General features: G+C 71.5%; 26 protein-coding genes and 2 pseudogenes. 19 read left to right on the top strand and 9 right to left on the bottom strand.

Features of this window, described 5'->3' with window-relative positions; translation table 11 throughout:
* From ACFVWY_RS22970 to ACFVWY_RS22955, 4 genes and pseudogenes are all read left to right on the top strand, one after another.
* A pseudogene (locus ACFVWY_RS22970) lies at nucleotides 1-220 on the top strand (D-inositol-3-phosphate glycosyltransferase); the annotation flags it as partial.
* A complete protein-coding gene (locus tag ACFVWY_RS22965) occupies nucleotides 213-767 on the top strand; it encodes a YbjN domain-containing protein (protein WP_389875397.1) in 555 nt (184 codons plus the stop codon). The pseudogene ACFVWY_RS22970 and the gene ACFVWY_RS22965, both read left to right, overlap by 8 nt.
* A gap of 215 nt (nucleotides 768-982) precedes the next feature.
* Complete coding sequence (locus ACFVWY_RS22960) at nucleotides 983-1,768, top strand: hypothetical protein (protein WP_389875395.1); 786 nt, start codon at nucleotides 983-985, stop codon at nucleotides 1,766-1,768.
* 209 nt (nucleotides 1,769-1,977) lie between these two features.
* Entirely contained in the window at nucleotides 1,978-2,310 is a 333-nt protein-coding gene (locus tag ACFVWY_RS22955) for an SCO0607 family lipoprotein (protein WP_389875392.1), read from the top strand.
* 23 nt (nucleotides 2,311-2,333) lie between these two features.
* On the opposite strand, the gene ACFVWY_RS22950 is transcribed toward ACFVWY_RS22955, so the two are convergent.
* The 5 genes from ACFVWY_RS22950 to ACFVWY_RS22930 form a co-directional block, all read right to left on the bottom strand.
* Nucleotides 2,334-2,576 carry a hypothetical protein gene (locus ACFVWY_RS22950; protein WP_389875390.1) on the bottom strand — a complete coding sequence of 81 codons (243 nt, stop codon included), beginning with the start codon at nucleotides 2,574-2,576 and terminating at the stop codon, nucleotides 2,334-2,336.
* On the bottom strand, nucleotides 2,573-2,821 hold the full coding sequence (locus ACFVWY_RS22945; protein WP_266416166.1) for a hypothetical protein: 249 nt from the start codon (nucleotides 2,819-2,821) through the stop codon (nucleotides 2,573-2,575). Before ACFVWY_RS22945 ends, ACFVWY_RS22950 begins: the two co-directional genes overlap by 4 nt.
* Nucleotides 2,822-3,051: 230 nt before the next feature.
* Nucleotides 3,052-3,261: a hypothetical protein gene (locus tag ACFVWY_RS22940; protein WP_389875389.1), complete on the bottom strand. Its 210-nt coding sequence runs from the start codon at nucleotides 3,259-3,261 to the stop codon at nucleotides 3,052-3,054.
* 481 nt (nucleotides 3,262-3,742) lie between these two features.
* Entirely contained in the window at nucleotides 3,743-4,198 is a 456-nt protein-coding gene (locus ACFVWY_RS22935) for an NUDIX domain-containing protein (protein ID WP_389875387.1), read from the bottom strand.
* Nucleotides 4,199-4,736: 538 nt separating this feature from the next.
* Entirely contained in the window at nucleotides 4,737-5,294 is a 558-nt protein-coding gene (locus ACFVWY_RS22930; RefSeq protein WP_389875384.1) for a hypothetical protein, read from the bottom strand.
* A 713-nt stretch (nucleotides 5,295-6,007) separates the two neighbouring features.
* On the opposite strand from ACFVWY_RS22930, the pseudogene ACFVWY_RS22925 reads away from it, so the two are divergent.
* A pseudogene (locus ACFVWY_RS22925) lies at nucleotides 6,008-6,743 on the top strand (FtsK/SpoIIIE domain-containing protein); the annotation flags it as partial.
* A 273-nt stretch (nucleotides 6,744-7,016) separates the two neighbouring features.
* On the opposite strand, the gene ACFVWY_RS22920 reads toward ACFVWY_RS22925, so the two are convergent.
* Nucleotides 7,017-7,778, bottom strand: coding sequence for a phosphoglyceromutase (locus ACFVWY_RS22920; protein ID WP_389875383.1), 762 nt, complete (start codon nucleotides 7,776-7,778; stop codon nucleotides 7,017-7,019).
* Between the two features lie 219 nt (nucleotides 7,779-7,997).
* Here ACFVWY_RS22920 and ACFVWY_RS22915 point away from each other — a divergent pair, with 219 nt between their 5' ends.
* Nucleotides 7,998-9,317, top strand: coding sequence for an MDR family MFS transporter (locus tag ACFVWY_RS22915; protein WP_389875380.1), 1,320 nt, complete (start codon nucleotides 7,998-8,000; stop codon nucleotides 9,315-9,317).
* 141 nt (nucleotides 9,318-9,458) lie between these two features.
* On the opposite strand, the gene ACFVWY_RS22910 is transcribed toward ACFVWY_RS22915, so the two are convergent.
* Together ACFVWY_RS22910 and phoU are read right to left on the bottom strand one after the other, a co-directional pair.
* The gene (locus tag ACFVWY_RS22910) at nucleotides 9,459-9,608 is read right to left on the bottom strand and encodes a hypothetical protein (RefSeq protein ID WP_389875378.1); all 150 of its coding nucleotides are present in this window, start codon (nucleotides 9,606-9,608) and stop codon (nucleotides 9,459-9,461) included.
* Nucleotides 9,609-9,779: 171 nt separating this feature from the next.
* Nucleotides 9,780-10,457 carry a phosphate signaling complex protein PhoU gene (gene phoU, locus ACFVWY_RS22905; protein WP_383979564.1) on the bottom strand — a complete coding sequence of 226 codons (678 nt, stop codon included), beginning with the start codon at nucleotides 10,455-10,457 and terminating at the stop codon, nucleotides 9,780-9,782.
* 198 nt (nucleotides 10,458-10,655) lie between these two features.
* On the opposite strand from phoU, the gene ACFVWY_RS22900 reads away from it, so the two are divergent.
* Together ACFVWY_RS22900 and ACFVWY_RS22895 are read left to right on the top strand one after the other, a co-directional pair.
* Nucleotides 10,656-11,930, top strand: a complete 1,275-nt coding sequence (locus ACFVWY_RS22900; RefSeq protein ID WP_389875375.1) for a sensor histidine kinase — start codon at nucleotides 10,656-10,658, stop codon at nucleotides 11,928-11,930.
* Nucleotides 11,927-12,607 carry a response regulator gene (locus ACFVWY_RS22895; RefSeq protein ID WP_389875373.1) on the top strand — a complete coding sequence of 227 codons (681 nt, stop codon included), beginning with the start codon at nucleotides 11,927-11,929 and terminating at the stop codon, nucleotides 12,605-12,607. The genes ACFVWY_RS22900 and ACFVWY_RS22895 overlap by 4 nt, the downstream gene beginning before the upstream one ends.
* A 111-nt stretch (nucleotides 12,608-12,718) precedes the next feature.
* On the opposite strand, the gene ACFVWY_RS22890 is transcribed toward ACFVWY_RS22895, so the two are convergent.
* Nucleotides 12,719-13,369, bottom strand: coding sequence for a DUF461 domain-containing protein (locus ACFVWY_RS22890; protein WP_389875371.1), 651 nt, complete (start codon nucleotides 13,367-13,369; stop codon nucleotides 12,719-12,721).
* 652 nt (nucleotides 13,370-14,021) lie between these two features.
* Between ACFVWY_RS22890 and ACFVWY_RS22885 the strand changes: the two genes are divergently transcribed.
* The 11 genes from ACFVWY_RS22885 to ACFVWY_RS22835 all read left to right on the top strand — a co-directional run bounded on the left by ACFVWY_RS22885 (nucleotide 14,022) and on the right by ACFVWY_RS22835 (nucleotide 26,233).
* Entirely contained in the window at nucleotides 14,022-14,504 is a 483-nt protein-coding gene (locus tag ACFVWY_RS22885; RefSeq protein WP_006380568.1) for a CarD family transcriptional regulator, read from the top strand.
* 456 nt (nucleotides 14,505-14,960) lie between these two features.
* The gene (ispD, locus tag ACFVWY_RS22880) at nucleotides 14,961-15,707 is read left to right on the top strand and encodes a 2-C-methyl-D-erythritol 4-phosphate cytidylyltransferase (protein ID WP_389875370.1); all 747 of its coding nucleotides are present in this window, start codon (nucleotides 14,961-14,963) and stop codon (nucleotides 15,705-15,707) included.
* Nucleotides 15,697-16,218 carry a 2-C-methyl-D-erythritol 2,4-cyclodiphosphate synthase gene (gene ispF, locus ACFVWY_RS22875; protein ID WP_389875367.1) on the top strand — a complete coding sequence of 174 codons (522 nt, stop codon included), beginning with the start codon at nucleotides 15,697-15,699 and terminating at the stop codon, nucleotides 16,216-16,218. Before ispD ends, ispF begins: the two co-directional genes overlap by 11 nt.
* A 120-nt stretch (nucleotides 16,219-16,338) precedes the next feature.
* Nucleotides 16,339-16,923, top strand: a complete 585-nt coding sequence (locus tag ACFVWY_RS22870) for a GNAT family N-acetyltransferase (RefSeq protein WP_389875365.1) — start codon at nucleotides 16,339-16,341, stop codon at nucleotides 16,921-16,923.
* A gap of 31 nt (nucleotides 16,924-16,954) precedes the next feature.
* Entirely contained in the window at nucleotides 16,955-18,484 is a 1,530-nt protein-coding gene (locus ACFVWY_RS22865; protein WP_389875364.1) for an ABC transporter substrate-binding protein, read from the top strand.
* 4 nt (nucleotides 18,485-18,488) lie between these two features.
* On the top strand, nucleotides 18,489-20,207 hold the full coding sequence (locus ACFVWY_RS22860) for an ABC transporter permease subunit (RefSeq protein WP_389875361.1): 1,719 nt from the start codon (nucleotides 18,489-18,491) through the stop codon (nucleotides 20,205-20,207).
* The gene (locus tag ACFVWY_RS22855) at nucleotides 20,204-21,439 is read left to right on the top strand and encodes an MFS transporter (RefSeq protein ID WP_389875359.1); all 1,236 of its coding nucleotides are present in this window, start codon (nucleotides 20,204-20,206) and stop codon (nucleotides 21,437-21,439) included. Before ACFVWY_RS22860 ends, ACFVWY_RS22855 begins: the two co-directional genes overlap by 4 nt.
* A 54-nt stretch (nucleotides 21,440-21,493) precedes the next feature.
* Nucleotides 21,494-21,901: a PPOX class F420-dependent oxidoreductase gene (locus ACFVWY_RS22850; RefSeq protein ID WP_389875357.1), complete on the top strand. Its 408-nt coding sequence runs from the start codon at nucleotides 21,494-21,496 to the stop codon at nucleotides 21,899-21,901.
* A gap of 101 nt (nucleotides 21,902-22,002) precedes the next feature.
* Nucleotides 22,003-23,406: a cysteine--tRNA ligase gene (gene cysS / locus ACFVWY_RS22845; protein WP_389875354.1), complete on the top strand. Its 1,404-nt coding sequence runs from the start codon at nucleotides 22,003-22,005 to the stop codon at nucleotides 23,404-23,406.
* 95 nt (nucleotides 23,407-23,501) lie between these two features.
* On the top strand, nucleotides 23,502-24,458 hold the full coding sequence (gene rlmB / locus ACFVWY_RS22840; protein ID WP_389875352.1) for a 23S rRNA (guanosine(2251)-2'-O)-methyltransferase RlmB: 957 nt from the start codon (nucleotides 23,502-23,504) through the stop codon (nucleotides 24,456-24,458).
* A 167-nt stretch (nucleotides 24,459-24,625) separates the two neighbouring features.
* On the top strand, nucleotides 24,626-26,233 hold the full coding sequence (locus tag ACFVWY_RS22835) for a DoxX family membrane protein (protein ID WP_389875350.1): 1,608 nt from the start codon (nucleotides 24,626-24,628) through the stop codon (nucleotides 26,231-26,233).
* The last annotated feature ends 125 nt before the right edge of the window (nucleotides 26,234-26,358 follow it).

Raw genomic sequence — 26,358 nt, 5'->3', positions numbered from 1 at the left:
CGGGGTGAGCGGTTTCCTGATACCGGGGCACGACCCGGCGGCGTACGCGCGGGCGCTGGCCCGGTTCGCCGCCTCGCCGGAGCTGGTCACCCGGATGGGCGCGGCGGCCGCCGCGCACGCCGGGGGCTTCGGCTGGGACACCGCCGCCGCCGCGACCGCCGAGGTGTATACGGCCGCGATGCAGGAACACCGCCGTCGCGTACGCTCGCACCATGGCTGACGTACCCGACGACGTACCCGGTGCAACGGCACCGACCGGAACGACGAGGGAGCGGGCCGCGCGGGTCGTCGAGGCGACCCTGGAGGACGCCGGGCTCGCATGGGAGAGCCCCGCCCCCGGCGACTACGTGGTCAAGCTGCCCGGCACGCACAAGCTGTCCACCACCTGCTCACTGCGCGTGGGCGAGCACTCCCTCTCCCTCAACGCCTTCGTCGTCCGCCATCCCGACGAGAACCACGAGGCCGTCCACCGCTGGCTGCTGGAACGCAACCTCCGTCTGTTCGGCGTCGGTTACGCGATCGACGGGCTCGGGGACATCTACCTGGCCGGCAGGCTGCCGCTCTCGGTGATCACCCCGCAGGAGCTGGACCGGCTGCTCGGCACGGTCCTCGAAGCGGCTGACGGGGCCTTCAACACCTTGCTGGAGCTGGGCTTCGCGAGCGCGATCCGCAAGGAGTACGCGTGGCGCGTCTCGCGCGGTGAGTCCACCCGGAACCTGGACGCGTTCGACCGTCTGACCCGGCGCCAGGACGGGCGGGCCGACTGACCCCTCCCGGCACGACCGGACCGGCCCGGACCGGACCAGGCCGTCTCCGGTCTCCCCGGGTCTCCGCCGACTGCCCCTCCGCGGCCTTCACGGAATGATCACGGCGTCGTCACGATCGTTCTCTGTATCCGATTTGACGGGTCATCATGCCATTTTCCGCTTCTAGAGTGATCAAAATCGAACACTCAGCTCATAGAGACGGATCAGACCAGACCATGCGCTCCATCGCCATACGTCGTACCGCTGTTGCCGCCACCGTGGTGTCCCTGGCTCTGCTCGCCACCGCGTGCGGCGGTTCGGACTCCGCCTCCGACCAGGGTGCGGGGGACAAGGGCGCCAAGGGCAAGGACTCCGCGGCGGCCGCGCCCGCGGTCAAGGCGCTGAGCGCCGCCGAGCTGGGGAAGGTCGCGCTGGCCCAGGGGGACGTCAAGGGCCACAAGGTCAGCGAGACCGCGGCCAAGGACACGCTCCCGGTCGACAAGATCAAGACCGAGAAGGAGGTCTGCTCCCCGCTGGTCCGCGCGCTGATGGGCTCGCAGGTCGGTGACCCGGCGGCGTTCACCAAGCGCACGGCCGTCAGCGAGCCGAAGAAGAGCGACCCGGCGAAGCAGGACGCCAAGGACACGCTCAAGGCCATGCTCGACATCACGACCACGCAGCTGGCCCTCGGCTCGTACGACGGCAAGGGCGCGCAGGAGTCGCTCGGCTCGCTGCGCACCGCCGCCACCGACTGTGCGGGCGGCTTCGAGTTCACCGCGGACGGCGGGAAGCAGAAGGTCACCGAGATCGTCGAGGAGCAGGTCAAGGGCGGCGAGGAGGCCGCGGCCTGGACCGTCGAGGTGGAGCAGGACGGCGAGAAGATGCGGTTCAAGCTCGCGGCGATACGCCAGGACACCGTGTTCGTCTCGTTCTCCTCGATGAACCTGGGCATGGTGGGCAGCGGCGAGGACTTCGACCTTCCTGTCGCGGTGGTCGAGGCGCAGAGCGAGAAGCTCGCCTGACCCGTTCACCCGTCGGGGTGCCAGGTGCGGGCGGTACGAGTACGTGGCGCCCCAGGGGTGAGTACTCGTACTCATGATCGGTGTTTCGCGCTCCGGGCAGGCTGGACGGACCAGCGAGCAGAGGGAGCGCGACGATGTACAGGTACGGGACCAGCCGGAACGGCCAGGCGGCATCCACGCGGAACGGACGCGCCCATGGACGCGCATACGTGCGTGCCCAGGGAACCGCCCAGGGAACCGCCCGCGGACGTGGCCGGAGCCGGGCCGCGGCGGGCCTCGCGCTGGCCGCGGTGGCCGTGGCGGCGCTGACCACGGGCTGCTCGATGGAGGACGCGATCTGCGGCGGCGGTGAGTACCCGGTCATGACGGTCGGGGGCACCGGATCGGCCTGCCAGCCCGACGGTGAGGCCCCGCCGAAGGGGTACGTCCGCTACCCGGAGGGCAAGGTCCCCGCACACGTGGACGACAAGTGGGACCTCTACTGGCGGACCCACACCGTGGACAAGAAGGGCGACATCATCGAGGTCCCGGCCGGCTCGTAGGCCCGTCGCGCGATCCGGGCGGGTCAGGGCAGCGGGACGAGCCGCACGACGGTGACGGTCAGGACCGACCCGGAGACGTAATAGAGCACGATCGCCCCCGCGACCGTCGCCTCGCGGCGGTCGCGTTCGCTCTTGACGGCAGACGATCCGTGCCCGTACGGGTCGAGCCCCAGCGTGCGGGCCATTTCGGCGCGGAAGGTCTCGCTGCCACGCATCTTGGCCAGGGAGTCGTCGGCGGGCGGTGCGTAGGAGATGCGGAAGCTCAAGCGACGCTCCGCCTCTCGGCCTCGTCCTGCGCCAGCCGGTCCAGGATCCGCTCGGCCTCGGGATCGGGTACGGCCTCCAGCATCCAGTGGCGCATCACCGCCTGGATCTCGTGCACCCCCGCCTCGTTGATCGCGCGGTCGAACTCCTCGCGTCTCTCCTCCGGAAGTGTGGCCCGGATGGCCGGAATGCTGTTGGGCACGTCGACCTCGGCGCCGCCGACGAAGGTCTTCAGGGGCTCGCCCATGGTTGCTCTCCCCGCTCTCCTCGCTCTCCCCGTACGCCCCGGAAACACCCCCCGGAACGCCACCCGGCCACGTTCCGGACGACGACCTTCCGGGCACACGGCAGCAGTGTGACGAAGACCCTAGCGCCGCCACCGCCACCGCGCGTACGGACCGTCGGAAACAGGCACGGACATCCCCGACATCCCGTGACGTAACGTGCGGAGGAAGGGAGTTGACGTCACCTGAGGGTTCATGACTGCCAGGCCAGGGTGCAGGCGAAGGCGAGCAGGACGAGCAGGCCGATCAGGACGGCGGCGACGACGGCGAACACCAGCAGCCCCGCCACTCCCGCGATCGCGGACCAGCCGACCCGCGTCACCAACTCGGCCCGCTCGACCACCTTCTCGTAGTCGCCGTCGTCGTCCCAGCCCTCGTACCAGCCCCGGCCCCGGTCATCCATGACGCCTCCCCGGACCGGAGTCCAGGAGCCGCCGCCGCACCGGTACGCGCTGGAGACCGGCGGCGCGAGGAGCCCGCAGTTCAGCGTGCGTCCGGGAGGCGCCGGAGCGGCGTGGGGCAGCGCTCCGGGGGGCTGCTGCGGAGCACGTGCCGGTGGTCGTCGCGGTGTGCGCGGACCAACCCCAGGGCTCCAGCCCCGGACAGGGGCAGTTGGCAGAGGACCGGTTCGGGAGCGAGACGGGCGGCCGCCGTTCCTTGAGCCGGAGCGACTGCCACCCTGCTGGCGGGCCGGCGGCTCACACCGAAGTCCGCGGAGGCCGGTGCGGGTGCCGGGCGGCAAGGGACAGAACAAGGGGCAGAACAAGGGAAGGAGCAAGGGAAGGAGCAAGGGAAGGAGCAAGGGAAGGAGCAAGGGAAGGAAGGGGCGTGGCCTGCGAGCACGCCACGCTGTACGGGATACGAGGACGCCCCCGTCGCGGCCGTCAACGGGTGGTGGTGAGAGCGGCCTTCGCCCGGTCCACCATGCGAAGGGCGTCGGCGGTCGCGGGCGACAACGCGACTTCGTCCCGCAGATCCGCGAGAGGAACCCATGCCACGGCTTCGGTGGAGCCGTCGACCTCGGTGACCGCCGGTACCTCACCCTTGAGGGAGGCGGCGTAGAACAACGCCGTCAGGCTCCAGCTCACGTCGTTCCTCCGGGCCGTGTAGGTCCGCGCGTCGAGCAGGCGGGCTTCGGCCAGCTCAAGGCCCGCTTCTTCCAACAGCTCACGCGCCAGCGTCTCGACCGGCTGTTCGCCCGGGTCTATTCCGCCACCGGGCAGGTGCCACAGACCTGGCGGGAAGACCGGCGAGGCGTCCGACAGCCGAACGGCCAGCAGGCGATCGTCCCGCACGGCGATCGCGTAGGCAGAAACGCGGGTCCTGACCTGAGCGCTCATCGTTCCCCTCCTGTACCGGATCTGTCCGGTAGATCCTCACCGTGCCGGAGCGTACGCCCGTTCCGGCACGGTGAGGATCTGGCCTCCTGGCGGAGCCCGGCGCACGAAAACGCCTCCCGTATGTGCCGTACGCACAGCTGGGAGGCGTGATCGCGGGAGTTGTCACTTCTTGCCGTGGGCCTTGCCGGAGATCTTGGTGAGCTGGGTTCTTTGCTGCTCAGGAGCGGTGGCCTCGTGCTCCTGGTGGTCGTCGTTGGTCGTCATTGGCCACTGTTGAGCAGCCTCGGACGGCCCGGAGACGGCCCGGCTTCGGCCCGATCGACTGACGGCCCGCACCTTCGGCGCCCCGTCTGAACCCCAGCCGACGACAGTCAGCCGCAACGGCGGGCGCGCCGACTGACCAGGCGCGCGTCGCCTCGCCGCACACCCACCAGCCTCAGCCACGCTGCCATGCCGTCAGCCAGGGCACGCCGCGCTGGCGGAAGCGCGGCGGTGAGACGTTGAACGAGGACATCTTTCGTCCCCAGGCAACGGTTCCTCACCCGGATCCTTGTGGATGCGAGAGAGTCAGCAGTCCCGCGACCGTCTGCTGCAAATCGCCGACCATTGATTCGAGCGCAGTGACCCTTCCCTCTAGTTGGGTGATTCGTGCAAGGAGGTCGGTGTTCTGGACGGTTAGATTTCCAGTGACCTCTACGTCTCCCTCGAACCTTCCGGCTGGTTTGCCTTTACCGAAGACTCCAGGCCCTGTGTTCGAGAGGTGGAACCCGGCGACCGCGGCCTTTCCGGGGCCATTGGCGAGCCCTTTGACGCCGTCTCCGCCGTTCTTTCCATCGCCCCATACGCCAGCCGCACCCGCATTGGCTGGAGCCTGTGTCTCGCCGTAGACGCCGAGCCAAGTTTTGCCCACCCCAGCTACACCCGTCCCGACAGCCTCACCCTTGACTCCATGGCCACCGCTTGTGCTTTCGCTGTACCCGAACACACCCATCCAGGTTTTGCTCTCCCCCCATACCCCTGTTCCCTTGGCTGTTGCTTTGAAGGCCGTAGTGTCGCCGTTAGTCGTGCAGACCATAGGCTCGTTAAATTCGACCATGGCAATCCCTACCTTCAGGTCAGGCGCGGAGTTGGGGCCTGCGCTGTCTGAGCCTCAGTCGGCGACAGTCAGCCAGGTAAATGATCAGTCGGCTAGGTGCAGAGGTGCCTTAGATGCCGATAGGCGCAGTCGACTTTCCATGTCCACCTCTTCCATTCCGGGGCGGTCACGCATGAAGTTATCAAGCGTGGCACTTTTGCGGGGAGGTGCATAAAGTGTGGATATCGCTGCCAAGGTGACCGCTGCCAGATTCTTTATCTGCCAGATCCTTTATGGGGAACCCTGGGTGCTGATTTCTTGGTGCGGGCGCAAAGGGGGGTTCGTCAGTCGGCCCCATGTCCAGGATGCGTTCTCTGGTCGTGATGTGCTACTTGAGCCCTGATGGATGGGCCTGCATGCTTAAGGGCTGCGGATCTTGGATTTCCGTTCTATAATTGCCTTCTGTGTTTATTGCAAGGTCGACTTTTGAATTCTGAAACGACTGCGCCGTTCTGGTGCTTGTTGGCCTTGCGGGAGTCTAAATTCAGAGATTTCCCTGATAGGGGAGAAACTGAAGCCTGAGTTGGTCTGGTGAAGCCGTCGAGGGTGCCCAAGCGTGCGCAGGCTCGGAGGGGCGTTCAACGGCCAGCAGCGGCACGGCATCGCCTACCACTCCGCCGCCGTCACCCCGGCCGCATTCCCGCATTCCCGGCCGCTCTCGGGGCCACGCCCTGGTGACCGACCTGGCAACGCTTCTGGAAGTGGGTGGTCCTGGTGCCGCGCTCGGCGGCGGGGCTGCCTACACCCGGGCCAAGCACTCCGGCGTCTACTGGTCCACATTCGGCCTGCCGGTCTCCACGGCACGGCTGCTCGGGCTCGTACGGTTCGGTCATGGAAGCGTGCGGGCTGACCGTGGCTCCGTCCCGGCCGCGGGTCCTGGCGGTCAAGGCCACCACCCGCCGCGAGGTCCGGCCGGTACCACCCCGCCGGGGCATCATCCGCCCCGCGCCGACCGGGTTACGCCTTCGCCTCCGGCTCGCCCCGGGACAGGAGCCGGCCGATGTCGCGGCATCGGCCGAACGACAGTGGCACGCCTGGGGAGTTCACGCCGTGTACGTCAGCACAGTCAAGCCCGGCGTGGTCGGACTCCGGCTCGTCGGCTTCGACGTCCTGCGGCGCGTACGGATGCCCCGCAGGGTCGCGTCCGGGCTCCTCGAAGGACCCCTGGCCCTGCGCGAGGACGTCACCCCGTTCGTCCGCGACTACCGCGCCATCCCCCGCCAACTCACCCTCGGCGCAACGCTCTCCGGCACATCCATGTACCTGCGCCACCTCGTCGCCGGACTCGCCACTCAGCCCGTCGCCCTCGTCGCCCTCGTCGGCATCGACTGCGAACGCGGCGTGGAGCTCTCGCCCTTCGCCTCCCGGCTCTCTGCCCTCGCCACCGACCCCGAGCAAGCGGCCGAACTGCGATCATCGCGCGCTGACAGCGCACCGAGTTGGTGCTGCCCCGACGCACGGGCTGCTGCAGTTCCTGGCCCCCCTGGTCGGTGAGTCTGCGCACACGAACAGGCTCCGCCACCATGTCTCCAGCCGTCGGATCGGACGTCACCACCCATCCAACCGACACGGTCACCAACATGACCAAGCACTACGAGTCTGACGGCCCGACGACGGCCCAGCCCCACCAAAAATCCCCCGCCCTGCCAGGAAACAGCAGGTCGGGGGATTGCTGGTGGTGCGTTACTTCTTCTTGCCCTGGTTCTTCACGGCCTCGATGGCGGCCTTCGCAGCGTCCGGGTCGAGGTAGGTGCCGCCCGGCTTCAGGGGGCGGAAGTCGGCGTCCAGTTCGTAGGCGAGCGGGATGCCGGTCGGGATGTTCAGGCCCGCGATGTCGGCGTCGGAGACGCCGTCCAGGTGCTTGACCAGGGCGCGCAGGCTGTTGCCGTGGGCGGCGACCAGGACCGTGCGGCCCGCGAGCAGGTCCGGGACGATGCCGTCGTACCAGTACGGCAGCATGCGGACGACGACGTCCTTGAGGCACTCGGTGCGCGGGCGCAGCTCCGGCGGGATCGTCGCGTAGCGCGGGTCCTCGCTCTGCGAGTACTCGGTGCCGTCCTCCAGGGCGGGCGGCGGGGTGTCGTACGAGCGGCGCCAGAGCATGAACTGCTCCTCGCCGAACTCGGCCAGCGTCTGCGCCTTGTCCTTGCCCTGGAGGGCGCCGTAGTGGCGCTCGTTCAGCCGCCAGGAGCGGTGGACCGGGATCCAGTGGCGGTCCGCGGATTCCAGCGCGAGCTGTGCGGTGCGGATGGCGCGCTTCTGGAGGGAGGTGTGCAGCACGTCGGGGAGCAGACCGGCGTCCTTCAGCAGCTCACCGCCGCGGACCGCCTCCTTCTCGCCCTTCTCGGTGAGGTTGACGTCCACCCAGCCGGTGAACAGGTTCTTCGCGTTCCATTCGCTCTCGCCGTGGCGGAGGAGGATCAGCTTGTACGGTGCGTCGGCCATGGTGCCGAGCGTAATCGAACCCGTACGAACCACGCGCAGGCGGTCATAGGGCGGACGCCCCGCGGTGGTGCGGCAGGGCGGACGGGCCGGATCGGTCGATTGACGGCGGGCGTCAATCGACTGGCGGACCGGAATTGCGGATTCGTAATGTGTGGACAGGTTCCGGGCCGCTTACCCGGCAGCCTCTGTTTCCGTACACACGCCCCCGGGGGATTCCGCATGTCTGTCGCCGGTCTCAGACGGGCCGCCCACGCCTCCGTATCCGGTCTGCCCAGCCAGTTCTGGTGGCTGTGGACCAGCACACTGGTCAACCGGCTCGGCGGCTTCGTCGCCACCTTCATGGCGCTCTACCTGACCCTGGACCGCGGGTACTCGGCCTCGTACGCGGGTCTGGTCGCCGCGCTGCACGGGCTCGGCGGGGTCGTCTCCTCGCTCGGGGCCGGGGTGATGACCGACCGGCTCGGCCGCCGCCCCACCATGCTGATCGCGCAGACGTCGACGGCCCTGTCCGTGGCGGCGCTCGGGTTCATGGTCCACCCGGTGGCGATCGCGGGGGTGGCCTTCGTCGTCGGCATGGCGAGCAACGCCTCGCGTCCCGCCGTGCAGGCGATGATGGCCGACATCGTCCGGCCCGAGGACCGGGTGCGGGCCTTCTCACTCAACTACTGGGCCATCAACCTCGGCTTCGCGGTCTCCTCGGCCGGTGCCGGGTTCGTCGCCGAGTACAGCTACCTGGCCGGGTTCCTCGGCGAGGCGATGATGACGCTGGCCTGCGCCGTCGTCGTCTTCCTCAAGGTGCCCGAGACCCGGCCGGAGCGGCCCGCGGCCCCCGGACGGGCGGGTGACAAGGGCGGCGCCGAGGAGGAGATCCGGCTCTCCACCGTGCTGCGCGACGGCCGGTTCATGAGCGTGGTCGGCCTCTCCTTCGTCATCGCCCTGATCTTCCAGCAGGGGTACGTGGGACTGCCGGTGGCCATGGGGGCGGACGGGTTCTCCAGCTCGGACTTCGGCACCGCGATCGCCGTCAACGGGGCGCTGATCGTGGTGCTCCAGATCCCCGTCACCCGCTTCATCGAGCACCGCGATCCGCGTCGGCTGCTGATCGTGTCCTCGCTGCTGGCGGGATACGGGTTCGGGCTGACCGCGTTCGCCGGGTCCGTCGGCGTCTACGCGCTGACCATCTGCGTCTGGACGGTCGCCGAGATCGTCAACTCGCCGATCCAGAGCAGTCTGGTCGTCCGGCTGTCGCCCGCCCGGGGCCGGGGCCGCTACCAGGGCATGTACACGATGTCGTGGGCCGTGGCGGCGCTGATCGCGCCACTGATGTCGGGCATGGTGATCGACCGGTTCGGCGCGCGGTGGCTGTGGGGCGCGTGTGCCGTGCTGGGGACGGTGGCCGCGCTGGGGTACGGGCTGCTGATGCGGAACCTCCCGGCATCGGACGGGGTGACGGCCGCCGGGGGCGGGCCGGGTCCGGAGCACGGTTCACCGGCCGTCACCGACGCCGGAACCGAGTCCGCCGTCGAGCGGACGGCCTGACCGCCCGCGTACGCCCCGCCCATGACCGCCCGCCCGCGTACGCCCGCCTGTGACCGCCCGCCCGCCGCGTACGCCCGCGCACGCGGCGGCGCCCCGCGCGGAAGGCTCCGTGCGGGGCGCGCTCGGTGGGACGACGGGCGCTCAGCCGCAGCAGCCACCGCACTGGCACGGGGCACCCGACTGGCAGCCGCAGCCGCAGCCGGAGCCGCAGCCGCAGGCGCCGAGCAGGGGCAGGCGTACCGCATCGGCGGGCACGTCCTGCTGGGGTTCGGTGATGGGGGAATCGGCCATGGTTCCTCCTCAAGACGCACGACAGGCCGTACGCCACGACGACGCGCGTACGACGGGGGCGTACGGCACGGAGCCCAGCCCCACCCCATTGGATGCCCACACCGGCAGGCGCATCAACGGCGCACATGTGCAGAGGACCAACGCGCCCCGTACACGCCCCCTGCGCGCGTGTCAGGCGCCCTCCACCGGCGTCTGCTGCTGGATCTCGTCCGCGTGCTCGCCCGTCACCAGGTACACCACACGCTTCGCCACCGACACCGCGTGGTCCGCGAAGCGCTCGTAGTAGCGGCCCAGCAGCGTCACGTCCACGGCGGTCTCGATGCCGTGCTTCCAGCGGTCGTCCATCAGGTGCTGGAACAGCGTGCGGTGCAGCAGGTCCATCTCGTCGTCGTCCTGCTCCAGCTGGAGCGCCAGGTCGACGTCCTTGGTGATGATGACCTCGGCGGCCTTGGCCATCAGGCGCTGCGCCAGCTGCCCCATCTCCAGGATGGTGGCGTGCAGGTCGTGCGGGACCGCCGACTCCGGGAAGCGCAGCCGGGTCAGCTTGGCGACGTGCTGGGCGAGGTCGCCGGAGCGTTCCAGGTCGGCGCTCATCCGCAGGGAGGTGACCACTATGCGCAGGTCCGTCGCCACGGGCTGCTGACGCGCGAGCAGGGCGATGGCCCGCGCCTCCAGGTCGTGCTGAAGGTCGTCGACCTTCTGATCGGCGGCGATCACGCTCTCCGCGAGCTTGAGATCGGCGTCGAGCATGGACGTCGTCGCCCGGCCGATCGCCGACCCGACGAGCCGGGCCATCTCGACCAGCCCTTCGCCGATCGAGTCGAGTTCCTCGTGGTACGCGTCACGCATGGAAGTCCCTCTCCAGTCCTCTTCGTAAGGCCGGGGCCAGGTGCGAACCCCACGCTGTCACCTTGGGGCGCCTACGCGTCGGGTTCCGGCCGCCCAAGTGAACCAACCCTTGACCCTCGGTGAACTCTGGGCGACGAGTGTTCGGACAGCCACTCGGATGGCTGGGAGAGTCCTCCCGGACCCGCATAACCTTGACGTATGGACGTGAACGCGGCAGTCGCCGCAGCTGCGGCGATCGGCGGTGCGGGCACCGGTGTGATCGCCATGCTCGCGTTCCGCTGGAGCGAACGCGACCAGAAGAAACCGACGCGGACCTCGATGCGGCCCGACAGCAACGCCCCCCTGCCGCCCGGCGTGGACACGGTCCTTTCCGTGCTCAGCTCCTCGGCGGTGGTGCTCGACGAGAGCGACAGCGTGGTCAAGGCCAGCTCCGCCGCCTACGCGCTGGGGCTGGTCAGGGGCGGACGGCTCGCCGTCGAGCCGATGCTGAACATGGCCCGGGACACCCGCAGGGACGGCGAGATACGCCAGGTCGAACTGGACCTGCCGCGCCGCGGCACGGGCCGGGGCGAGGCCCTCGCGGTCTCCGCCCGGGTCGCCCCGCTCGGCTCCCGGCTGGTGCTCCTGCTGGTCGAGGACCTCACCGAGGCCCGCCGGATAGAAGCGGTCCGGCGGGACTTCGTCGCCAACGTCAGCCATGAGCTGAAGACCCCGGTCGGGGCGCTCTCGCTCCTGTCCGAGGCGGTGATGGACGCCTCGGACGACCCGGAGGCGGTGGAGCGCTTCGCGGGCCGTATGCAGGTCGAGGCGACCCGGCTGACCAACCTCGTACAGGAGATCATCGACCTCTCCCGGGTGCAGAACGACGACCCGCTGGAGGACGCCGAACCGGTCCGGGTGGACGAGCTGGTGGCCGAGGCCATCGACCGCTGCCGCCAGCAGGCCGGTTCCAAGCAGATCACCATGGCGGCCGGCGGCACCGCGGAGCTCCACATCTGGGGCAACCGCGGACAGCTCGCCGCGGCGCTCGGCAACCTCGTCGAGAACGCCGTCAACTACAGTCCCGCCCGCACCCGCGTCGGCATCGCCGCGCGACGGGTGTCCGTGCCCGGCGGGGACCAGATCGAGATCGCCGTGACCGACCAGGGCATCGGCATCTCGGAGAAGGAACGTGAGCGGGTCTTCGAACGCTTCTACCGCGTCGACCCGGCCCGCTCACGGGCCACCGGTGGCACCGGTCTCGGCCTCGCTATCGTGAAGCACGTGGCCGCCTCGCACGGCGGGGAGGTCACGGTCTGGAGCTCGGAGGGCCAGGGCTCCACCTTCACCCTGCGGCTGCCCGACGCGGGCTCCGTACGGGAGCGCGACCGCGGTCCGGCCGGACCGCCCCCCGTCAACGACGACGAGGGCCCCCACGGGCCCGCCCATCCCGAAACCCTTGAACCGTTCCCTGCCCCGGAGGTCCTTCCGTGACCCGAGTGCTCGTCGTCGAGGATGAGGAATCCTTCAGCGACGCCCTGTCCTACATGCTGCGCAAGGAGGGTTTCGAGGTCGCCATCGCGGCCACCGGCCCGGACGGGCTCGACGAGTTCGAGCGCAATGGCGCCGACCTCGTCCTGCTGGACCTGATGCTGCCGGGTCTTCCCGGCACCGAGGTCTGCCGTCAGCTGCGCAGCAGGTCCAACGTCCCCGTCATCATGGTCACGGCGAAGGACAGCGAGATCGACAAGGTCGTCGGCCTGGAAATAGGAGCCGACGACTACGTGACCAAGCCGTTCTCCTCGCGGGAGCTGGTCGCCCGTATCCGCGCGGTGCTGCGCCGCCGCGGTGAGCCGGAGGAGATCGCCCCCGCCGCCCTGGAGGCGGGCCCGGTCCGGATGGACGTGGACCGCCACGTCGTGACGGTCGCCGGTGGCAAGGTCGACCTGCCGCTCAAGGAGTTCGACCTCCTGGAGATGCTGCTGCGCAACGCGGGCCGGGTCCTGACCCGCATGCAGCTGATCGACCGGGTGTGGGGCGCGGACTACGTGGGTGACACCAAGACCCTCGACGTCCACGTCAAGCGGTTGCGGGCCAAGATCGAGCCCGACCCGGGCGCCCCCCGCTTCCTGGTGACGGTGCGGGGCCTGGGCTACAAGTTCGAGCCGTAGGCCGCCCGGCGCGTGCCGTAGTACGCCCGGCGCGTACGAAAACGGCGGAGGGCGCCCCCTGCCAGGGGGCGCCCTCCGCCGTTCGCGTACGCGCGTGGCCGGCCGGCGTGGTCAGTTCGCGTCGGCCGAGGCGGACGCGGCGTCGTCCGGGGTGTCCGACGCGGAGTCGCCGGACGCGCCCTCGGCGGGCTCGCCGGTGGCGGAACCGGTCGATGTCGCCTCGGGCGACTTCGTCGGCTTCACGGGCAGGCTGCTCGGGCCGTAGCCCTTGAAGTAGCCCTCCGCAGGCACGACGAAGGCGTCGATCGGGACCTCGCCGGTCGAGCTGAAGGTGAAGACGACGCGCTGGACGTTGCCCGCCTGGGCGGCCTCCAGGCCGCTCTCGATCACGGCGGCGGCGTTGCCCTCGCCGCCCAGCGTCACCTGGCTGCCGGCCGGGATCACGATCCGGCCCTCGCCCTTGGCGGGGTGCAGCTGCACCGGGGCGCCCGCGCCCCGCAGGGTGACGGACTTCAGCGTCTGCGACTTCGTGCCGTCGTTGAACAGCGTCGCGGAGATGACGGCCGGGCCCTCGGCGGAAAGCCTGGGCTGGGTGATGACGTTCACGTTCTGGACACTGATGTCACCGATGGTGGTGGCGGCATTGTCCGGCTTGACCTGCAGCGACGCTGCGTCATTGCCCGCACCGCACGCGGCGAGCGAGGCGATCGAGAACACGATGGCAGTGGCGGCGAGGGCGCCGTGTCGAAGGCTGCGGCTCACGGCGGCGGCAACTCCTTGAACGTTCGGACTGCGGACGGGGGAGAGCGGCCACGTAAAGCCGCCCTAAGGGTGTGTCAGCGGCCTTAGGCTACCGAGCCGCCCGGCCCGCCCCGCACCCGACCCGCCCCAAGCGGGTGTTCCCGGGTCTTCCGTTCGGATCACCCAGGGTCGCGCCGTGCGGACGAAGAGGTACGGAAGGCGCTCTCCGGAGCCCTCCGAAACGGTCCGGCAACGGTCCGGCGCGCGTCGGCACGCACTGTTCACATATCGCCGGTGATCAATTCATGGAGCGTGGCGCATTCCGAGCGCATAAGCGATCACGCCGCGTCGGCGATCAATTCCATTGATCAACACCACTTACCTTCGCACGGATGATCGATCTCCGAACGGAGTACGGAAAGCCTGACATCCAGAATCCGACAAAACGGGATGTTCGTCACCTTCGAGGGGTGGTTCGGATGTGTGGGACGTGTGTGTTTCGCCCTGCCCGCACAACCGCTCCGACCTGCGAATACCGCCTTCCGTAAGCCTTCCGCAGCACGTGCCCGTTGCTGTTGTCAAGCCCCGAGATATGCCCTGACCTGCGAAAACGCCATTCAGGAGAAGCCGTTCTCGTGTTACGCTTGATAGCCACGGAAGGGGTACCTGTCACATGACGTTCAAGGTTGGCGACACCGTGGTCTATCCCCATCACGGGGCCGCGCTGATCGAGGCTATCGAAACTCGCCAGATCAAAGGCGTGGACAAGACCTACTTGGTGCTCAAGGTCGCCCAGGGCGACTTGACGGTTCGTGTGCCGGCGGACAATGCGGAGTTCGTGGGCGTGCGCGACGTGGTCGGGCAGGAGGGACTGGACCGGGTCTTCGAGGTGCTGCGCGCACCGTACGCCGAAGAGCCGACGAACTGGTCCCGGCGCTACAAGGCAAATCTCGAGAAGCTCGCCTCCGGCGATGTCATCAAGGTCGCCGAAGTGGTTCGCGACCTGTGGCGTCGTGAGCGCGAGCGTGGACTCTCCGCAGGCGAGAAGCGGATGCTCGCCAAGGCCCGCCAGATTCTGGTGAGCGAGCTCGCTCTCGCGGAGAACACGAACGAAGACAAGGCCGAGGCTCTCCTCGACGAGGTTCTCGCGTCCTGAATCGGCTGCGTCGGCCGTACTGGTCGCACCACCGGTCGCGGTCAATCGCGCCGGTCGTGGTCAGCCGGTCGTGATGATCCGGTCGTAAACATCGGCCGGAATGCCAGTCGTGATCGACCGGTCGCCATCAATGTGCCGCGGTGCCCGCTGACAACCGTATTCACGGTATGTCGTCGGGCGCCGCGGCATGTCTGTTCCAGGCTGCGGATGTCTTGTTTTCTGCGCAGCCTGGCTGAAATGTATCTGGACTCACCGATGGGTTGGCTTCATCGGTGATACCCCCGATACGTTGCTCGCGATCTTGTGCGGCCGACCGCGAGCCGCCGGTGCGGTCGCCCGAATCGGCCAGGTGTCACGGAAAGGGCCCGGCCGAGTCGGGACGGGCGCCCGGCTCGCTTCTGGCCATACCCATGTCGGCCGTGGAAACAAACATGCCGAAGCTCCGGAGTGCAACCGATGTCTGATCAATCGCGTCCGTCCCGCACCGCCGCCGTGATTCCCGCGGCCGGCCGCGGCGTGCGGCTCGGTCCGGGTGCCCCCAAGGCGCTGCGCACGCTGGGCGGTACGCCCATGCTCATCCACGCGGTGCGGGCGATGGCGGCGTCCCGCGCCGTCTCCCTGGTCGTCGTCGTGGCGCCGCCGGAGGGTGCTCCCGAGGTCAAGAACCTGCTCGACGAGCACGCGCTGCCCGAGCGCACCGACTACCTCGTCGTGCCTGGCGGTGCCACGCGCCAGGAGTCGGTGCGGCTGGGCATCGACGCCCTGCCCGAGGACGTCACCGTCGTCCTGGTCCATGACGCCGCCCGCCCGCTGGTGCCGGTCGACACGGTCGACGCGGTGGTCGAGGCGGTACGGGGCGGGGCGCCCGCCGTCGTACCGGCGCTGCCGCTGGCCGACACCGTCAAGGAGGTCGAGCCGGGAGTGCCGGGGGAGCCGGAGCCGGTGCTCGGCACGCCCGTACGGGCCAGGCTGCGCGCCGTGCAGACCCCGCAGGGTTTCGACCGGGACACGCTCGTGCGGGCGCACGGGTCCGTCGCGGTCAGCGGCGAGGGTGCGACGGACGACGCGGGCATGGTGGAGCTGCTCGGGGCGCCCGTGGTGGTCGTACCCGGGCACGAAGAGGCGTTCAAGGTGACCCGGCCGCTCGATCTGGTGCTGGCCGAGGCGGTACTCGCGCGCAGGAGGGCGAACGATGGCTTCTGAGGAGACGGTGATGTCCGGGAGGGCGCCGGGGCCGGTGATTCCGCAGGTCGGGATCGGTACCGACATCCACGCCTTCGAGGAGGGGCGCGAACTGTGGTGCGCGGGGCTGCGCTGGGAGGGTGAGGGGCCGGGGCTCGCCGGGCACTCGGACGCCGACGTCGTGGCGCACGCGGCGTGCAACGCGCTGTTCTCGGCCGCCGGGCTCGGTGACCTCGGACAGCACTTCGGCACCGGCCGCCCCGAGTGGTCCGGCGCGGCCGGGGTGACACTGCTCGCCGAGGCGGCGCGGATCGTGCGGGCCGAGGGCTTCGAGATCGGCAACGTCGCCGTCCAGGTCGTCGGCGTGCGGCCGAAGATCGGCAAGCGGCGCGAGGAGGCGCAGAAGGTGCTGTCGGCTGTCGTGGGGGCGCCCGTCTCGCTCTCCGCCGCCACCTCCGACGGGCTGGGCTTCACCGGGCGGGGAGAGGGCCTCGCGGGGATCGCGACCGCACTGGTCTACCGCACCTCCTGAGCAGTGGCACGGCCCTGACCTGCCGGTACGTCGGGGCCGCGGCTCTTGTTGCACATCACTTGCACGTACGCTGTTGAGGCAAGCGATGTGACGCAGGAGCAGGAGAACGGTGGGCCGCCGATGAGCACCATGACCCAGGCGCCGGGGGTGCCCGAGGCTGACGGGTACGTCCTGCGCACCGCCACCCCCGCTGATCTCGGCGGGGCGCGGGCCGTGATGCTCGACACCGTCTACCGCGACCTGAAGTCCGGCTACGTGCCGCGCTGGCACGCCGACATCATCGACCCCGAGGCCGCCTATCTGCGGCCCGGACGGTGCACCCTGCTGGTCGTCGAGCACGGCGGGGAGATCGTCGCCACCGGGGCGGTGCGCGACCGGGGCCCCCAGGCGCCGCCCAATCCGCGAGGGGTCGCGGACCGCTTCCCGTCCGGCACCACCGCCCAGCTCTGCCGGATCTACGTGACCCCCGGCCATCGCAGGCGCGGGCTGGCCCGGCGGCTGGTGCGCGAGCTGTGCGGCTTCGCCGCGCGGGCGGGCGGGTACGAGGCGATCTACCTGCACACCGACCCGGCGGTGCCCGGCGCCGAGCCGTTCTGGCGGTCGCTGGCCGTGGAGGTCTGCGACGAACGCGCGCTGCCGGGCGGCGGGCAGGGCATCGTCCACTTCGAACTGCCGGTGCCGGGCACCGCCACCCCCACTCATTAAATGACAATCATTTTCATATAAGGTCGCTTTCATGTCCCTGCCCCGACGCCGTCGCCCCGCGCTGCCCGCGGCGCTCCTTGCCGCCGCGCTCCTCGTCCCGCTCGCCACCGCCTGTTCGTCCTCGGACGGTTCCGGCGGCTCCGGCGGCGGCAAGGCCGGACAGCGGCTCCGGGTCGTCATGGCCTTCCCGCCCGCCCAGGCCATGTCCCCCTACGGCGACGACGCGGTCACCCTCAGCAGGCTCGCCGTGACCGAGGGCCTCACCGCCCTCGACGCCGACGGGACACCCGAACCCGCCCTCGCCACCTCCTGGAAGCGCGACAACGACCGGACCTGGACCTTCACCCTGCGCGAGGCCCGCTTCCAGGACGGAACGGCGCTGGACTCGGCCGCCGTGGCCCGCTCGCTGCGGGCCGCCGAGAAGGCGTCCCCGAAGCCCCGCGTCCTCAGCGACACCCGCCTCACCGTCGTCACCCCGGACGCCAGGACCGTGACGATCACCACCGCGGCGCCCGACCCGCTGCTGCCCCAGCGCCTGGCCAACCCCTCGCTCACCATCCTCTCCGGGGCCGCGTACACGGGCGGCAGGGTGAATCCCGCCGGGCACGCCACCGGCCCCTTCACCCTGACCAGGGTCAACGGCGCCGTCAGCGCGACCCTCGGGCGCAACGACAGCTACTGGGGCACCAAGGCCAAGGCCCCCGGCATCGACGTGAAGTTCGTCGCCGACGGCACCGCCCGCGCCAACGCCCTGCGCACCGGAGCCGCCGACGTCGCCGAATACGTCCCGCTCTCCCAGGCGCCGCTCCTCGGCGACGGACTCGTCCACGAATTCCCCTCCGCCCGCACCAACGGCCTCTCCCTCAACACCCGGCACGGGGTCTTCGCCGACCCCGCGATGCGCGCCGCCGCCCGTGAGGCCATCGACTCGGCCGCCCTGGTCAAGGGCGTCTACGAGGGCCGCGCCGACACCGCGCGGGGCCTCCTCGGCCCCGGCGTCCCCTGGGCCGCCGCCGACCGCACCGCCCCCACCCACCGGGCGAAGGCCGCGAGCAGGGCGCAGGTCGCGCGGACGAAGCAGATCGTCCTCGCCACGTACACCAACCGGCCCGAGCTGCCCGAGGTCGCCACCGTCGTCCAGCAGCAGCTCACCGCCCGCGGCTTCACCGTCAAGCAGGTCGTCCGCGACTACGCCCAGCTGGAGGCCGACGCGCTGGCCGGAAGGTTCGACGCGTTCATCCAGGCCCGCAACACCCTCCTGGACACCGCCGACCCGGTCTCCTACCTGGCCTCCGACTTCACCTGCGACGGCAGCTTCGTCATCTCCCAGCTCTGCGACGAGCGCGTCGACGCCGCCGTCGGCAAGGCCGCCGCCCTCGCCGGCACCGAGGCCCGCCACCGCGCCGAGATGGCCGCCGAGGCCGACATCCTCGGCACCGACGCCCTCGTACCGCTGCTCCACGAACGCTTCGTCCAGGGCTACGACGACAGCCGCGTCCACGGCGTCTCGCTCGACCCGATGGAACGGACCCTGATCACCGCCGACACCCGCGTCGGGTGACCGGATGACGTACCTGGCGGGGCGGCTGGGCACCCTTCTCGCGGTCGTCGCCGTGATCGGCCTGCTGCCCGGCCTGACCCGCACCGACCCGGCGCTCACGATCCTGCACGCCCGGTACGCGGACCGGCCGCCCACCCCCGAGACCCTCGCCGCGATCCGCGCCGAGACCGGACTCGACGGCGGGCCCCTCACCGTCCTCGGCAGCTGGCTGGGCGGGCTGTTCCACGGAGACCTCGGCACCTCCTGGGTCTCCGGACAGCCGGTCGCCCCCGGCGTCCTGCCGGCGCTCGGCGTCTCGCTCACCCTGATGGGCCTCTCGCTCGCCGTCGCCGCGGCACTGGCGGCGGCCCTCTGCGCGGGCACGCTGCGGCGCGGGGCACGGCGGCGGATCGTCACCGCGCGGGCCGGGGCGGTCGCCGCCGTCCTCGCCGCGCTGCCGGAGTTCCTGCTCGCCGCCGTGCTGGCCGCCGTCGTCGCCGTACGGGTCGGCTGGCTGCCCGCGCTGGGCTGGGGAACCCCCGCCCAGGCGGTGCTGCCCGCGCTCGCCATGGGCGTTCCGGCGGGCGCCCTGCTCGGGCGGCTGCTGGACGATGCGCTGCCCGCCGCCTTCGCCGAACCGTGGGCGCGGGCGGCGGTCGCGGGCGGACTGCCCGGCCGTCGCGTCGCCCGGCACGCCCTGCGCCGCACCCTGCCCGCGCTGCTGCCGCAGCTGGGCCTGGTCGTCGTCGGACTCACCGGCGGCGCCGTCGCCGTCGAGACCCTGTACGCCGTCCCCGGCCTCGGAGGCACGGCGCTGGCCGCCGCCCTCGCCCAGGACCTTCCGGTCCTCCAGGCCTGCGTGCTGCTCCTGCTGCTCCTCGGCGTCCTCGCGGGCGCCGTGACCCGGCTCGCCGCCCACACCCTGCTCGGCCCCGCCCCGCGCGACGGGGCACTCCCCGCGCTGGTGCCCCCGGACCTGCCCGCCCGGCGGCTGCTCGCCGCGGGGGCCGTGCTCCTCGCCGCGTTCCTCGTCGCGGTGACCGTCGCCGGGCTGCTGCGCGACCCGCTCCACGTCGACGCCGCCGCCCGGCTGGCCTCCCCGTCCGCCGCACACCCCCTCGGCACCGACTCGCTGGGCCGCGACGTGCTGGCCCGCCTCGGCCACGGCGCCGCCCGCACCGTACTGACCGCGCTCGCCGTCTGCGCCGTGACCCTGCTGCTCGGGCTGCTCCTCGGAGCGGTGCGGGCCGGTGCGCTCACCGAGAGCGCCAACGCCCTGCCCGCGATTCTCGCCGGACTGGTCGTCGCGGGCCTCGCGGGCCCCGGTCCGTGGGGCGCCGCCCTCGCCGTCACGGCCGTCGCGTGGGCCCCACTGGCCGCCCACACCGCGGCCCTGTACGCCCAGGAGAAGGCGGCCCCGCACGTCGCTGCGGCCCGTGCGGCGGGCGCCGGTCCCCGGCACGTGGCCCGGCGCCACCTGCTGCCCGCCGTGCTGCCCCCGGTCCTGCGCCACGCGGTGCTCCGCGTCCCGGCCGTCGCCCTGGCGCTCGCCTCGCTCGGCTTCCTCGGCCTGGGCGCGCAGCCCCCGGCGCCGGAGTGGGGCCGGATGCTCGCGGAGAACCTGCCGTACGCCGAACGCGCCCCCTGGTCCGTCCTGGCCCCCGCCGCCGCCCTGGCCGCCCTGGGCGCGCTCGCCGTCCTCACCACGGCGGCGGTACGCGGCCGACGCACGGCCACGGCATGACCGCCGACGCCCCCGCCCCAGCGGCGCCGGTCCGCACCACCACCCCCTACCTCCGCCTCCTCGCCACCACCCAGTTCGCCTTCAACACCGGCTTCTACGCCGTACTGCCCTACCTCGCCGGACACCTCGGCACCGGCCTGGGCATGGCCGGCTGGCTCGTCGGCCTCGTCCTCGGCCTGCGCACCTTCAGCCAGCAGGGCCTCTTCGTCGTCGGCGGCGCCCTCACCGACCGCTACGGCCCCCGGCCCGTCGTCCTGGCCGGCTGCGCCCTGCGGATCGCCGGATTCGGCTGGCTGGCCTTCGCCGGATCCACCGCGACGGTCATCGCCGCGGTCCTCCTGACCGGCTTCGCCGCCGCGCTGTTCTCCCCCGCCGTCGAGTCCGAGACCGCCCGCGAGGCCGTCCGCCACGAACGGACCACCGGCACCCCGCGCGCCCAGGTCCTCGCCGTCTTCTCCGCCGCCGGACAGGCCGGGGCCTTCGTCGGACCGCTGCTCGGCTCCCTGCTCCTGCTGCTCGACGACGGCTTCCGGGCGACCTGCCTCGCGGGCGCGCTGGTCTTCGCCGGGGTGCTCGCCCAGCACGCCCGGCTGATGCCCCGCCGCGCCCCCGTGCCCCGTACGGCCCGGCCCCGGCACTCCGTGCGCGCGGTGTTCGGCAACGGCCCCTTCCTGGTGCTCTGCCTCGCGTACAGCGGCTACCTGATCGCGTACAACCAGCTCTACCTGGCCCTGCCCGCCGAGGTGGAGGAGGCCACCGGCACACAGGCCGCGCTCGGCTGGCTGTTCGCGCTCTCCTCGCTGCTGGTCGTCTGCGTCCAGCTGCCGCTCACCCGCTGGTCCGCCCGCCGCTTCGCGCCGCGCACCGCGCTGGTCACGGGCCTGGCCGTCGTGGCCGCCGGGTTCGCCGCCGTCCCGTTCACCCCGGCCGGGCCGGGCGGGCTGCTGCCCGGGGCCGTCCTCGTGGTCCTGCTCACCCTCGGCCAGATGCTGCTGGTCCCGGCCGCGCGGGGCCTCGTACCGGACCTGGTCGACGACCGGCTGCTCGGGCTGGCCACCGGAGCGCTCTCCTCCGTCTCCGGGATCGCCGTGCTCGGCGGCAGCACCGCCACCGGGGCGCTGCTCCAGGCGCCGGGCCCGGTCCGCTGGGCGGTGCTCGCCGCCGTACCGCTCACCTGTGCCGTGCTGGCGTTCACCCTTCCGGTGAGCGGACGCGGGAATCGGTGCGGCTGAAAGGGAGTTGGGGTACGAGTAGGGACCACGGACCACCCCGGGAGGACGTACCCCATGACCGCCGCACTCTCCGCCGAGCTCAAGGAGCTCCTCGACAGCCCCGTCTTCGTCACCGTCGCCACCATCCAGCCCGACGGCAGCCCCCAGCTCTCCCCGGTCTGGGTCAAGCGGGACGGTGACGACCTGCTGATCTCGACCTCGGTGGGCCGCCGCAAGGAGCGGAACCTGCGCCGTGACCCGCGGGTCTCCGTGGTCGTGCAGCCGTTCGCGGCGCCGTACACCTACGCCGAGGTCCGAGGCACCGCCACCCTGACCACCGAGGGCGCCGAGGACCTCATGAACGAGCTGTCGCTGAAGTACACCGGCAGGAAGTTCGCGGAGTTCAACCCCGCGGCCGCGAACGACGACGCGGAGCGGGTGATCGTCCGCATCACCCCGAGCAAGGTCGTCGGCCGCATCTGACGCACCCGAACGGCCCCTCCGGCGGCCCCGTGACACAAAGTTGCCCCCGCGATTCGGGAAGAGGTCGCGGGGCACTGGTGCACGCCCACTACCCTTGAGGCGTGACTCTTCGCCTGTACGACACCAGCGCCCGGCAGATCCGTGACTTCGTCCCGCTCACCGCGGGTTGTGTCTCGATCTACCTCTGTGGCGCGACCGTCCAGGCCGCTCCGCACATCGGGCACATCCGGTCCGGGCTGAACTTCGACATCATGCGCCGCTGGCTTGAGTACCGCGGCTACGACGTCACGTTCATCCGGAACGTCACCGACATCGACGACAAGATCATCGCGAAGTCGGCCGAGCAGGGCCGCCCGTGGTGGGCGATCGGGTACGAGAACGAGCGGGCGTTCAACGCCGGGTACGACGCGCTCGGCTGCCTCCCCCCCACCTATGAACCGCGTGCGACCGGCCACGTTCCCGAGATGATCGAGATGATGCGGGGCCTGATCGAGCGCGGTCACGCCTACGAGGCCGACGGCAACGTCTACTTCGACGTGCGCTCCTTCCCCGGCTACCTGGAGCTCTCCAACCAGGATCTCGACGATCTGCGCCAGCCCTCCGGCGAGGGCGAGACCGGCAAGCGCGACCAGCGCGACTTCGCCATGTGGAAGGCGGCCAAGCCGGGCGAGCCCAGCTGGGAGACCCCGTGGGGCCGCGGCCGTCCCGGCTGGCACCTGGAGTGCTCCGCCATGGCGCACAAGTACCTCGGCACCGCCTTCGACATCCACGGCGGCGGCATCGACCTGATCTTCCCGCACCACGAGAACGAGATCGTCCAGGCCAAGGCCTACGGCGACGAGTTCGCGAAGTACTGGGTGCACAACGCCTGGGTCACCATGTCCGGCGAGAAGATGTCGAAGTCGCTGGGCAACTCGGTGCTGGTCAGCGAGATGGTCAAGGCGTGGCGCCCGATCGTGCTGCGCTACTACCTCGGCACCCCGCACTACCGGTCGATGATCGAGTACAGCGAGGAGGCCCTGCGCGAGGCCGAGTCCGCGTTCGCCCGCATCGAGGGCTTCGCGCAGCGTGTCACCGAGAAGGCGGGCGAGCCGGTCGCCCCCGCCACCGAGGTGCCGCCCGCCTTCGCCGAGGCGATGGACGACGACCTGGGCGTCCCGCAGGCGCTCGCGATCGTGCACACCACGGTCCGGCAGGGCAATTCCGCGCTGGCCGCCGACGACAAGGAGAGCGCGGTCGCCCGGCTCGCGGAGGTCCGTGCGATGCTCGGCGTCCTCGGTCTCGACCCGCTTGACGACCACTGGGCGGGCGGCGACGACCGCGGCGACGACCTGCACGGGGTCGTCGACACCCTCGTACGGCTGGTCCTGGACCAGCGGCAGGCGGCCCGCGAGCGCAAGGACTGGCCCGCGGCCGACGCCATCCGCGACCAGCTCGGCCAGTCCGGGCTCGTCATCGAGGACAGCCCGTCCGGACCACGCTGGACCCTCGGCCCACGTCAGTAGGCCCCCCGTGTGCCGTCCGGCCTCCCGGGCGGCACACTTCATTTACGTACGCATGTCTGATACGCAAGTCTGAGCAGCAACGAAACAGGTAGGTCATGGCCGGGAACAGCCAGCGCAGGAACCGCCGCACGTCCAACAAGAAGGGCGCGCAGGTCGGCAGCGGTGGGCAGCGACGCCGTGGCCTTGAGGGCAAGGGCCCCACGCCCCCCGCCTCCGCCCGCAAGGGACACAAGAAGAACCGCGTCGCCAACGCCCAGGCCAAGCAGGCCGCGGCCCGCCGCCCCGCCCCGCGCCGCGGCGGCGTCAAGGGAACGTCCGAGATGGTCGTCGGCCGCAACCCGGTCTTCGAGGCCCTGCGCGACGGCGTCCCGGCCACCACCCTGTACGTCCAGCAGTACATCGACAACGACGAGCGGGTCCGCGAGGCCCTCCAGCTCGCCGGTGCCCGCGGCACCATCAACCTGATGGAGGCCCCGCGCGCCGAGCTGGACCGGATGACGAAGGGCCTGAACCACCAGGGCCTCGTCCTCCAGGTCCCGCCGTACGAGTACGCGCACCCCGAGGACCTCACCGCCGCCGCGTACGACGAGGGCGAGGACCCCCTGATCGTCGCCCTCGACGGAGTCACCGACCCGCGCAACCTCGGCGCGATCGTCCGCTCCGTCTCCGCCTTCGGCGGCCACGGCGTGGTCGTCCCCGAGCGGCGCGCCGCCGGGATGACGGCGGGCGCCTGGAAGTCCTCGGCCGGTACGGCGGCCCGGACGCCGGTCTCCCGGGTGACGAACCTGACCCGTGCCCTGGAGGGCTACCAGAAGGCCGGTCTCACGGTCGTCGGTCTGGCCGCCGACGGCGAGCACACCGTCGAGGACCTGGAGGAGCTCGCCGGGCCGGTCGTCATCGTCATCGGCAGCGAGGGCAAGGGCCTGGGCCGCCTCGTCGGCGAGACCTGCGACTACCGGGTCCGCATCTCGATGCCGGGCGGCGCGGAGTCGCTGAACGCCGGTGTCGCGGCCGGGATCGTGCTGTACGAGGTCGCGCGGCGCCGGGCCTGAGACCCGCCCGTACGGGGGGCGGACGAGCGGAGCCGCCCCCTGCCCGACCCCATTGACGGGTCTCGGACACATCGGGCCCGTCAAGGCAGTGTCCTAACCACACATCACTCGGTTAGATGAGTGTGGACACCAGAACGCCTCGGTTCGACGACCAACCCGCCCTGAGTATGGCCAAGGTGGACTGCGACCCTGCGCAGGTCATCGTCAACCACGCCAGCTTCCGGGTGCAGCTCGCCCCCGGCCAGCGACCGCGGCTGCGCGGTCTGGCCCCGGCGGGCGCGCCAAGGATTCCCGCCATGAGCGGAGCGGGAGCGGCCCGTGGCCGCCGCGCGCCCGTCGTGTGGAGCGGCAGGTCGGAGCCCGGCGACCCGGGGGCCACCGGACTCCTCCAGGCCGTGCGGAACACCGCGGCGGGCCGCCCCGCCGCCGGGTACGACGCGTACGAGCCCAGCCCGCCCGCGGACCGCGACGGCGGGCCGGGCACGGGCGGCACCCGGCTCATCGACCTTCTCGAAGAGACCCAGCCCAACCCCGTCGTCACCGCGCCCCACCAGCCGGGCCGCTACAGCGGTGGACCGCTGCTGCCGCCCATGCGCCGCGCGGTCGGCGCGTACGACACCGACGAGGGCCCGTTCCCGCCCGGCAGCTACGACGGTTTCGACGACGGCTTCGACAGCCGCTTTCCCGACGGGGAGGCGGACGCCGACGAGGCGGACGAGGCCCGCGACGCGCGGGAGAACGCCGACTCCGTCCGGAACGCGTACTACCCCGGCCGCCGGATGAACCTCGGCGTCGTGCTGCTGCCGCTGCGGGTCTTCCTCGGCTTCATCTCGATCTACGCGGGCATGGGCAAGCTCTGCGACCCCGTCTTCTTCGACGGCGGCGAGCGGGGCTCCATGGTCAAGTGGCTGACCGCGCTGCACCCCTGGGCGCAGGCCGAGCCGCTGCGCGACTTCGCGCTCTCCCACCCCGTCGGCGCCGGGCTCAGCGTCGCCTTCCTCCAGGTCGTCGTGGGCGTCCTCACCGTCCTCGGCCTGTGGCAGCGGGTCGCCGCGACGGTCGGCGCACTGCTGTCGGCCGCCCTGCTGGTCACGGTGAGCTGGCGCACCGTCGCCGCCTACGACGCGCCGGACATCATCTACCTGGCCGCGTGGAGCCCGCTGATCATCGCGGGGGCGCCGGTCTACTCGATCGACGGACGGCTCGCCGGGGAGGCCTGGCGCAGGCTCGGTCCGCGCTCGGCGATCTGGGACCTGCGCCGCCGGGTACTGCGCCGGGGCACGCTCTGCGCCGCCGTGGTCGTGGGCCTGACGCTGCTGGTGGGCGCGGTGCTCGGGGGCGCGGTCCGCTCCTCCGGGGTGGTCACGGTGCCCGGCCCGGACGGCGACCCGACGAACCAGCTCCCCGGCGTCCCGCTGCCGGAGGAGTCCCGCACCGGTGGCACCTCGCAGAGCCCGCAGCACCGCACCCCCGCCCCGTCCCGCAGCAGCGTGCCCGTGACGCCCACGGCGCCCCCTTCGCCCACCGCGGGCACCGCGCAGGGGACGGGCCAGGCGGCCGGTGCCGGGCAGCCCAGCGCGACCCAGGGCACCGGGCAGCAGGCCCCGCGGCAGACGACCCCGCAGCAGCCCCCGTCCGCCAGCAGCTCGGGCCCGACGACCTCCGGCTCCACCGGCGCGGGCGGTGGCTCCACGGGCGGCTCGGACGACGGTGACGGCACGGGCGGCTCCACGTCCGGCGCCGGGGAGAACCCCATCGGCGGTCTGCTCGGCTGAGCGAGGAGACAGCCACGGGCCAGGACAGAGGGGCGGGGGGCGCGGGGGGGCAAGGGGGCGCCCCCCCCGGACGGTGGGGGCCCCCGGAGGCGGGGTGCGGGCGGGGTGCGGGAATGGGGGCCCGT

The organism is Streptomyces sp. NPDC058195 (assembly GCF_042883525.1).
Taxonomy (GTDB): Bacteria; Actinomycetota; Actinomycetes; order Streptomycetales; family Streptomycetaceae; genus Streptomyces.
Note: the sequence above shows the minus strand (reverse complement) of the source record. Positions and strands in the feature narration are given on the sequence as shown.

Coding starts and splice junctions, on each gene's coding strand:
- ACFVWY_RS22910 (WP_389875378.1), bottom strand. CDS start 9,608: ATGGCCGATTCCCCCATCACCGAACCCCAGCAGGACGTGCCCGCCGAT.
- ACFVWY_RS22900 (WP_389875375.1), top strand. CDS start 10,656: ATGGACGTGAACGCGGCAGTCGCCGCAGCTGCGGCGATCGGCGGTGCG.
- phoU (WP_383979564.1), bottom strand. CDS start 10,457: ATGCGTGACGCGTACCACGAGGAACTCGACTCGATCGGCGAAGGGCTG.
- ACFVWY_RS22960 (WP_389875395.1), top strand. CDS start 983: ATGCGCTCCATCGCCATACGTCGTACCGCTGTTGCCGCCACCGTGGTG.
- ACFVWY_RS22965 (WP_389875397.1), top strand. CDS start 213: ATGGCTGACGTACCCGACGACGTACCCGGTGCAACGGCACCGACCGGA.
- ACFVWY_RS22835 (WP_389875350.1), top strand. CDS start 24,626: ATGGCCAAGGTGGACTGCGACCCTGCGCAGGTCATCGTCAACCACGCC.
- ACFVWY_RS22930 (WP_389875384.1), bottom strand. CDS start 5,294: ATGGTCGAATTTAACGAGCCTATGGTCTGCACGACTAACGGCGACACT.
- ispD (WP_389875370.1), top strand. CDS start 14,961: ATGTCTGATCAATCGCGTCCGTCCCGCACCGCCGCCGTGATTCCCGCG.
- ACFVWY_RS22860 (WP_389875361.1), top strand. CDS start 18,489: ATGACGTACCTGGCGGGGCGGCTGGGCACCCTTCTCGCGGTCGTCGCC.
- ACFVWY_RS22855 (WP_389875359.1), top strand. CDS start 20,204: ATGACCGCCGACGCCCCCGCCCCAGCGGCGCCGGTCCGCACCACCACC.
- ACFVWY_RS22885 (WP_006380568.1), top strand. CDS start 14,022: ATGACGTTCAAGGTTGGCGACACCGTGGTCTATCCCCATCACGGGGCC.
- ACFVWY_RS22940 (WP_389875389.1), bottom strand. CDS start 3,261: ATGGATGACCGGGGCCGGGGCTGGTACGAGGGCTGGGACGACGACGGC.
- ACFVWY_RS22865 (WP_389875364.1), top strand. CDS start 16,955: ATGTCCCTGCCCCGACGCCGTCGCCCCGCGCTGCCCGCGGCGCTCCTT.
- ACFVWY_RS22870 (WP_389875365.1), top strand. CDS start 16,339: ATGAGCACCATGACCCAGGCGCCGGGGGTGCCCGAGGCTGACGGGTAC.
- ACFVWY_RS22850 (WP_389875357.1), top strand. CDS start 21,494: ATGACCGCCGCACTCTCCGCCGAGCTCAAGGAGCTCCTCGACAGCCCC.
- ACFVWY_RS22935 (WP_389875387.1), bottom strand. CDS start 4,198: ATGAGCGCTCAGGTCAGGACCCGCGTTTCTGCCTACGCGATCGCCGTG.
- rlmB (WP_389875352.1), top strand. CDS start 23,502: ATGGCCGGGAACAGCCAGCGCAGGAACCGCCGCACGTCCAACAAGAAG.
- ACFVWY_RS22915 (WP_389875380.1), top strand. CDS start 7,998: ATGTCTGTCGCCGGTCTCAGACGGGCCGCCCACGCCTCCGTATCCGGT.
- ispF (WP_389875367.1), top strand. CDS start 15,697: ATGGCTTCTGAGGAGACGGTGATGTCCGGGAGGGCGCCGGGGCCGGTG.
- ACFVWY_RS22920 (WP_389875383.1), bottom strand. CDS start 7,778: ATGGCCGACGCACCGTACAAGCTGATCCTCCTCCGCCACGGCGAGAGC.
- ACFVWY_RS22945 (WP_266416166.1), bottom strand. CDS start 2,821: ATGGGCGAGCCCCTGAAGACCTTCGTCGGCGGCGCCGAGGTCGACGTG.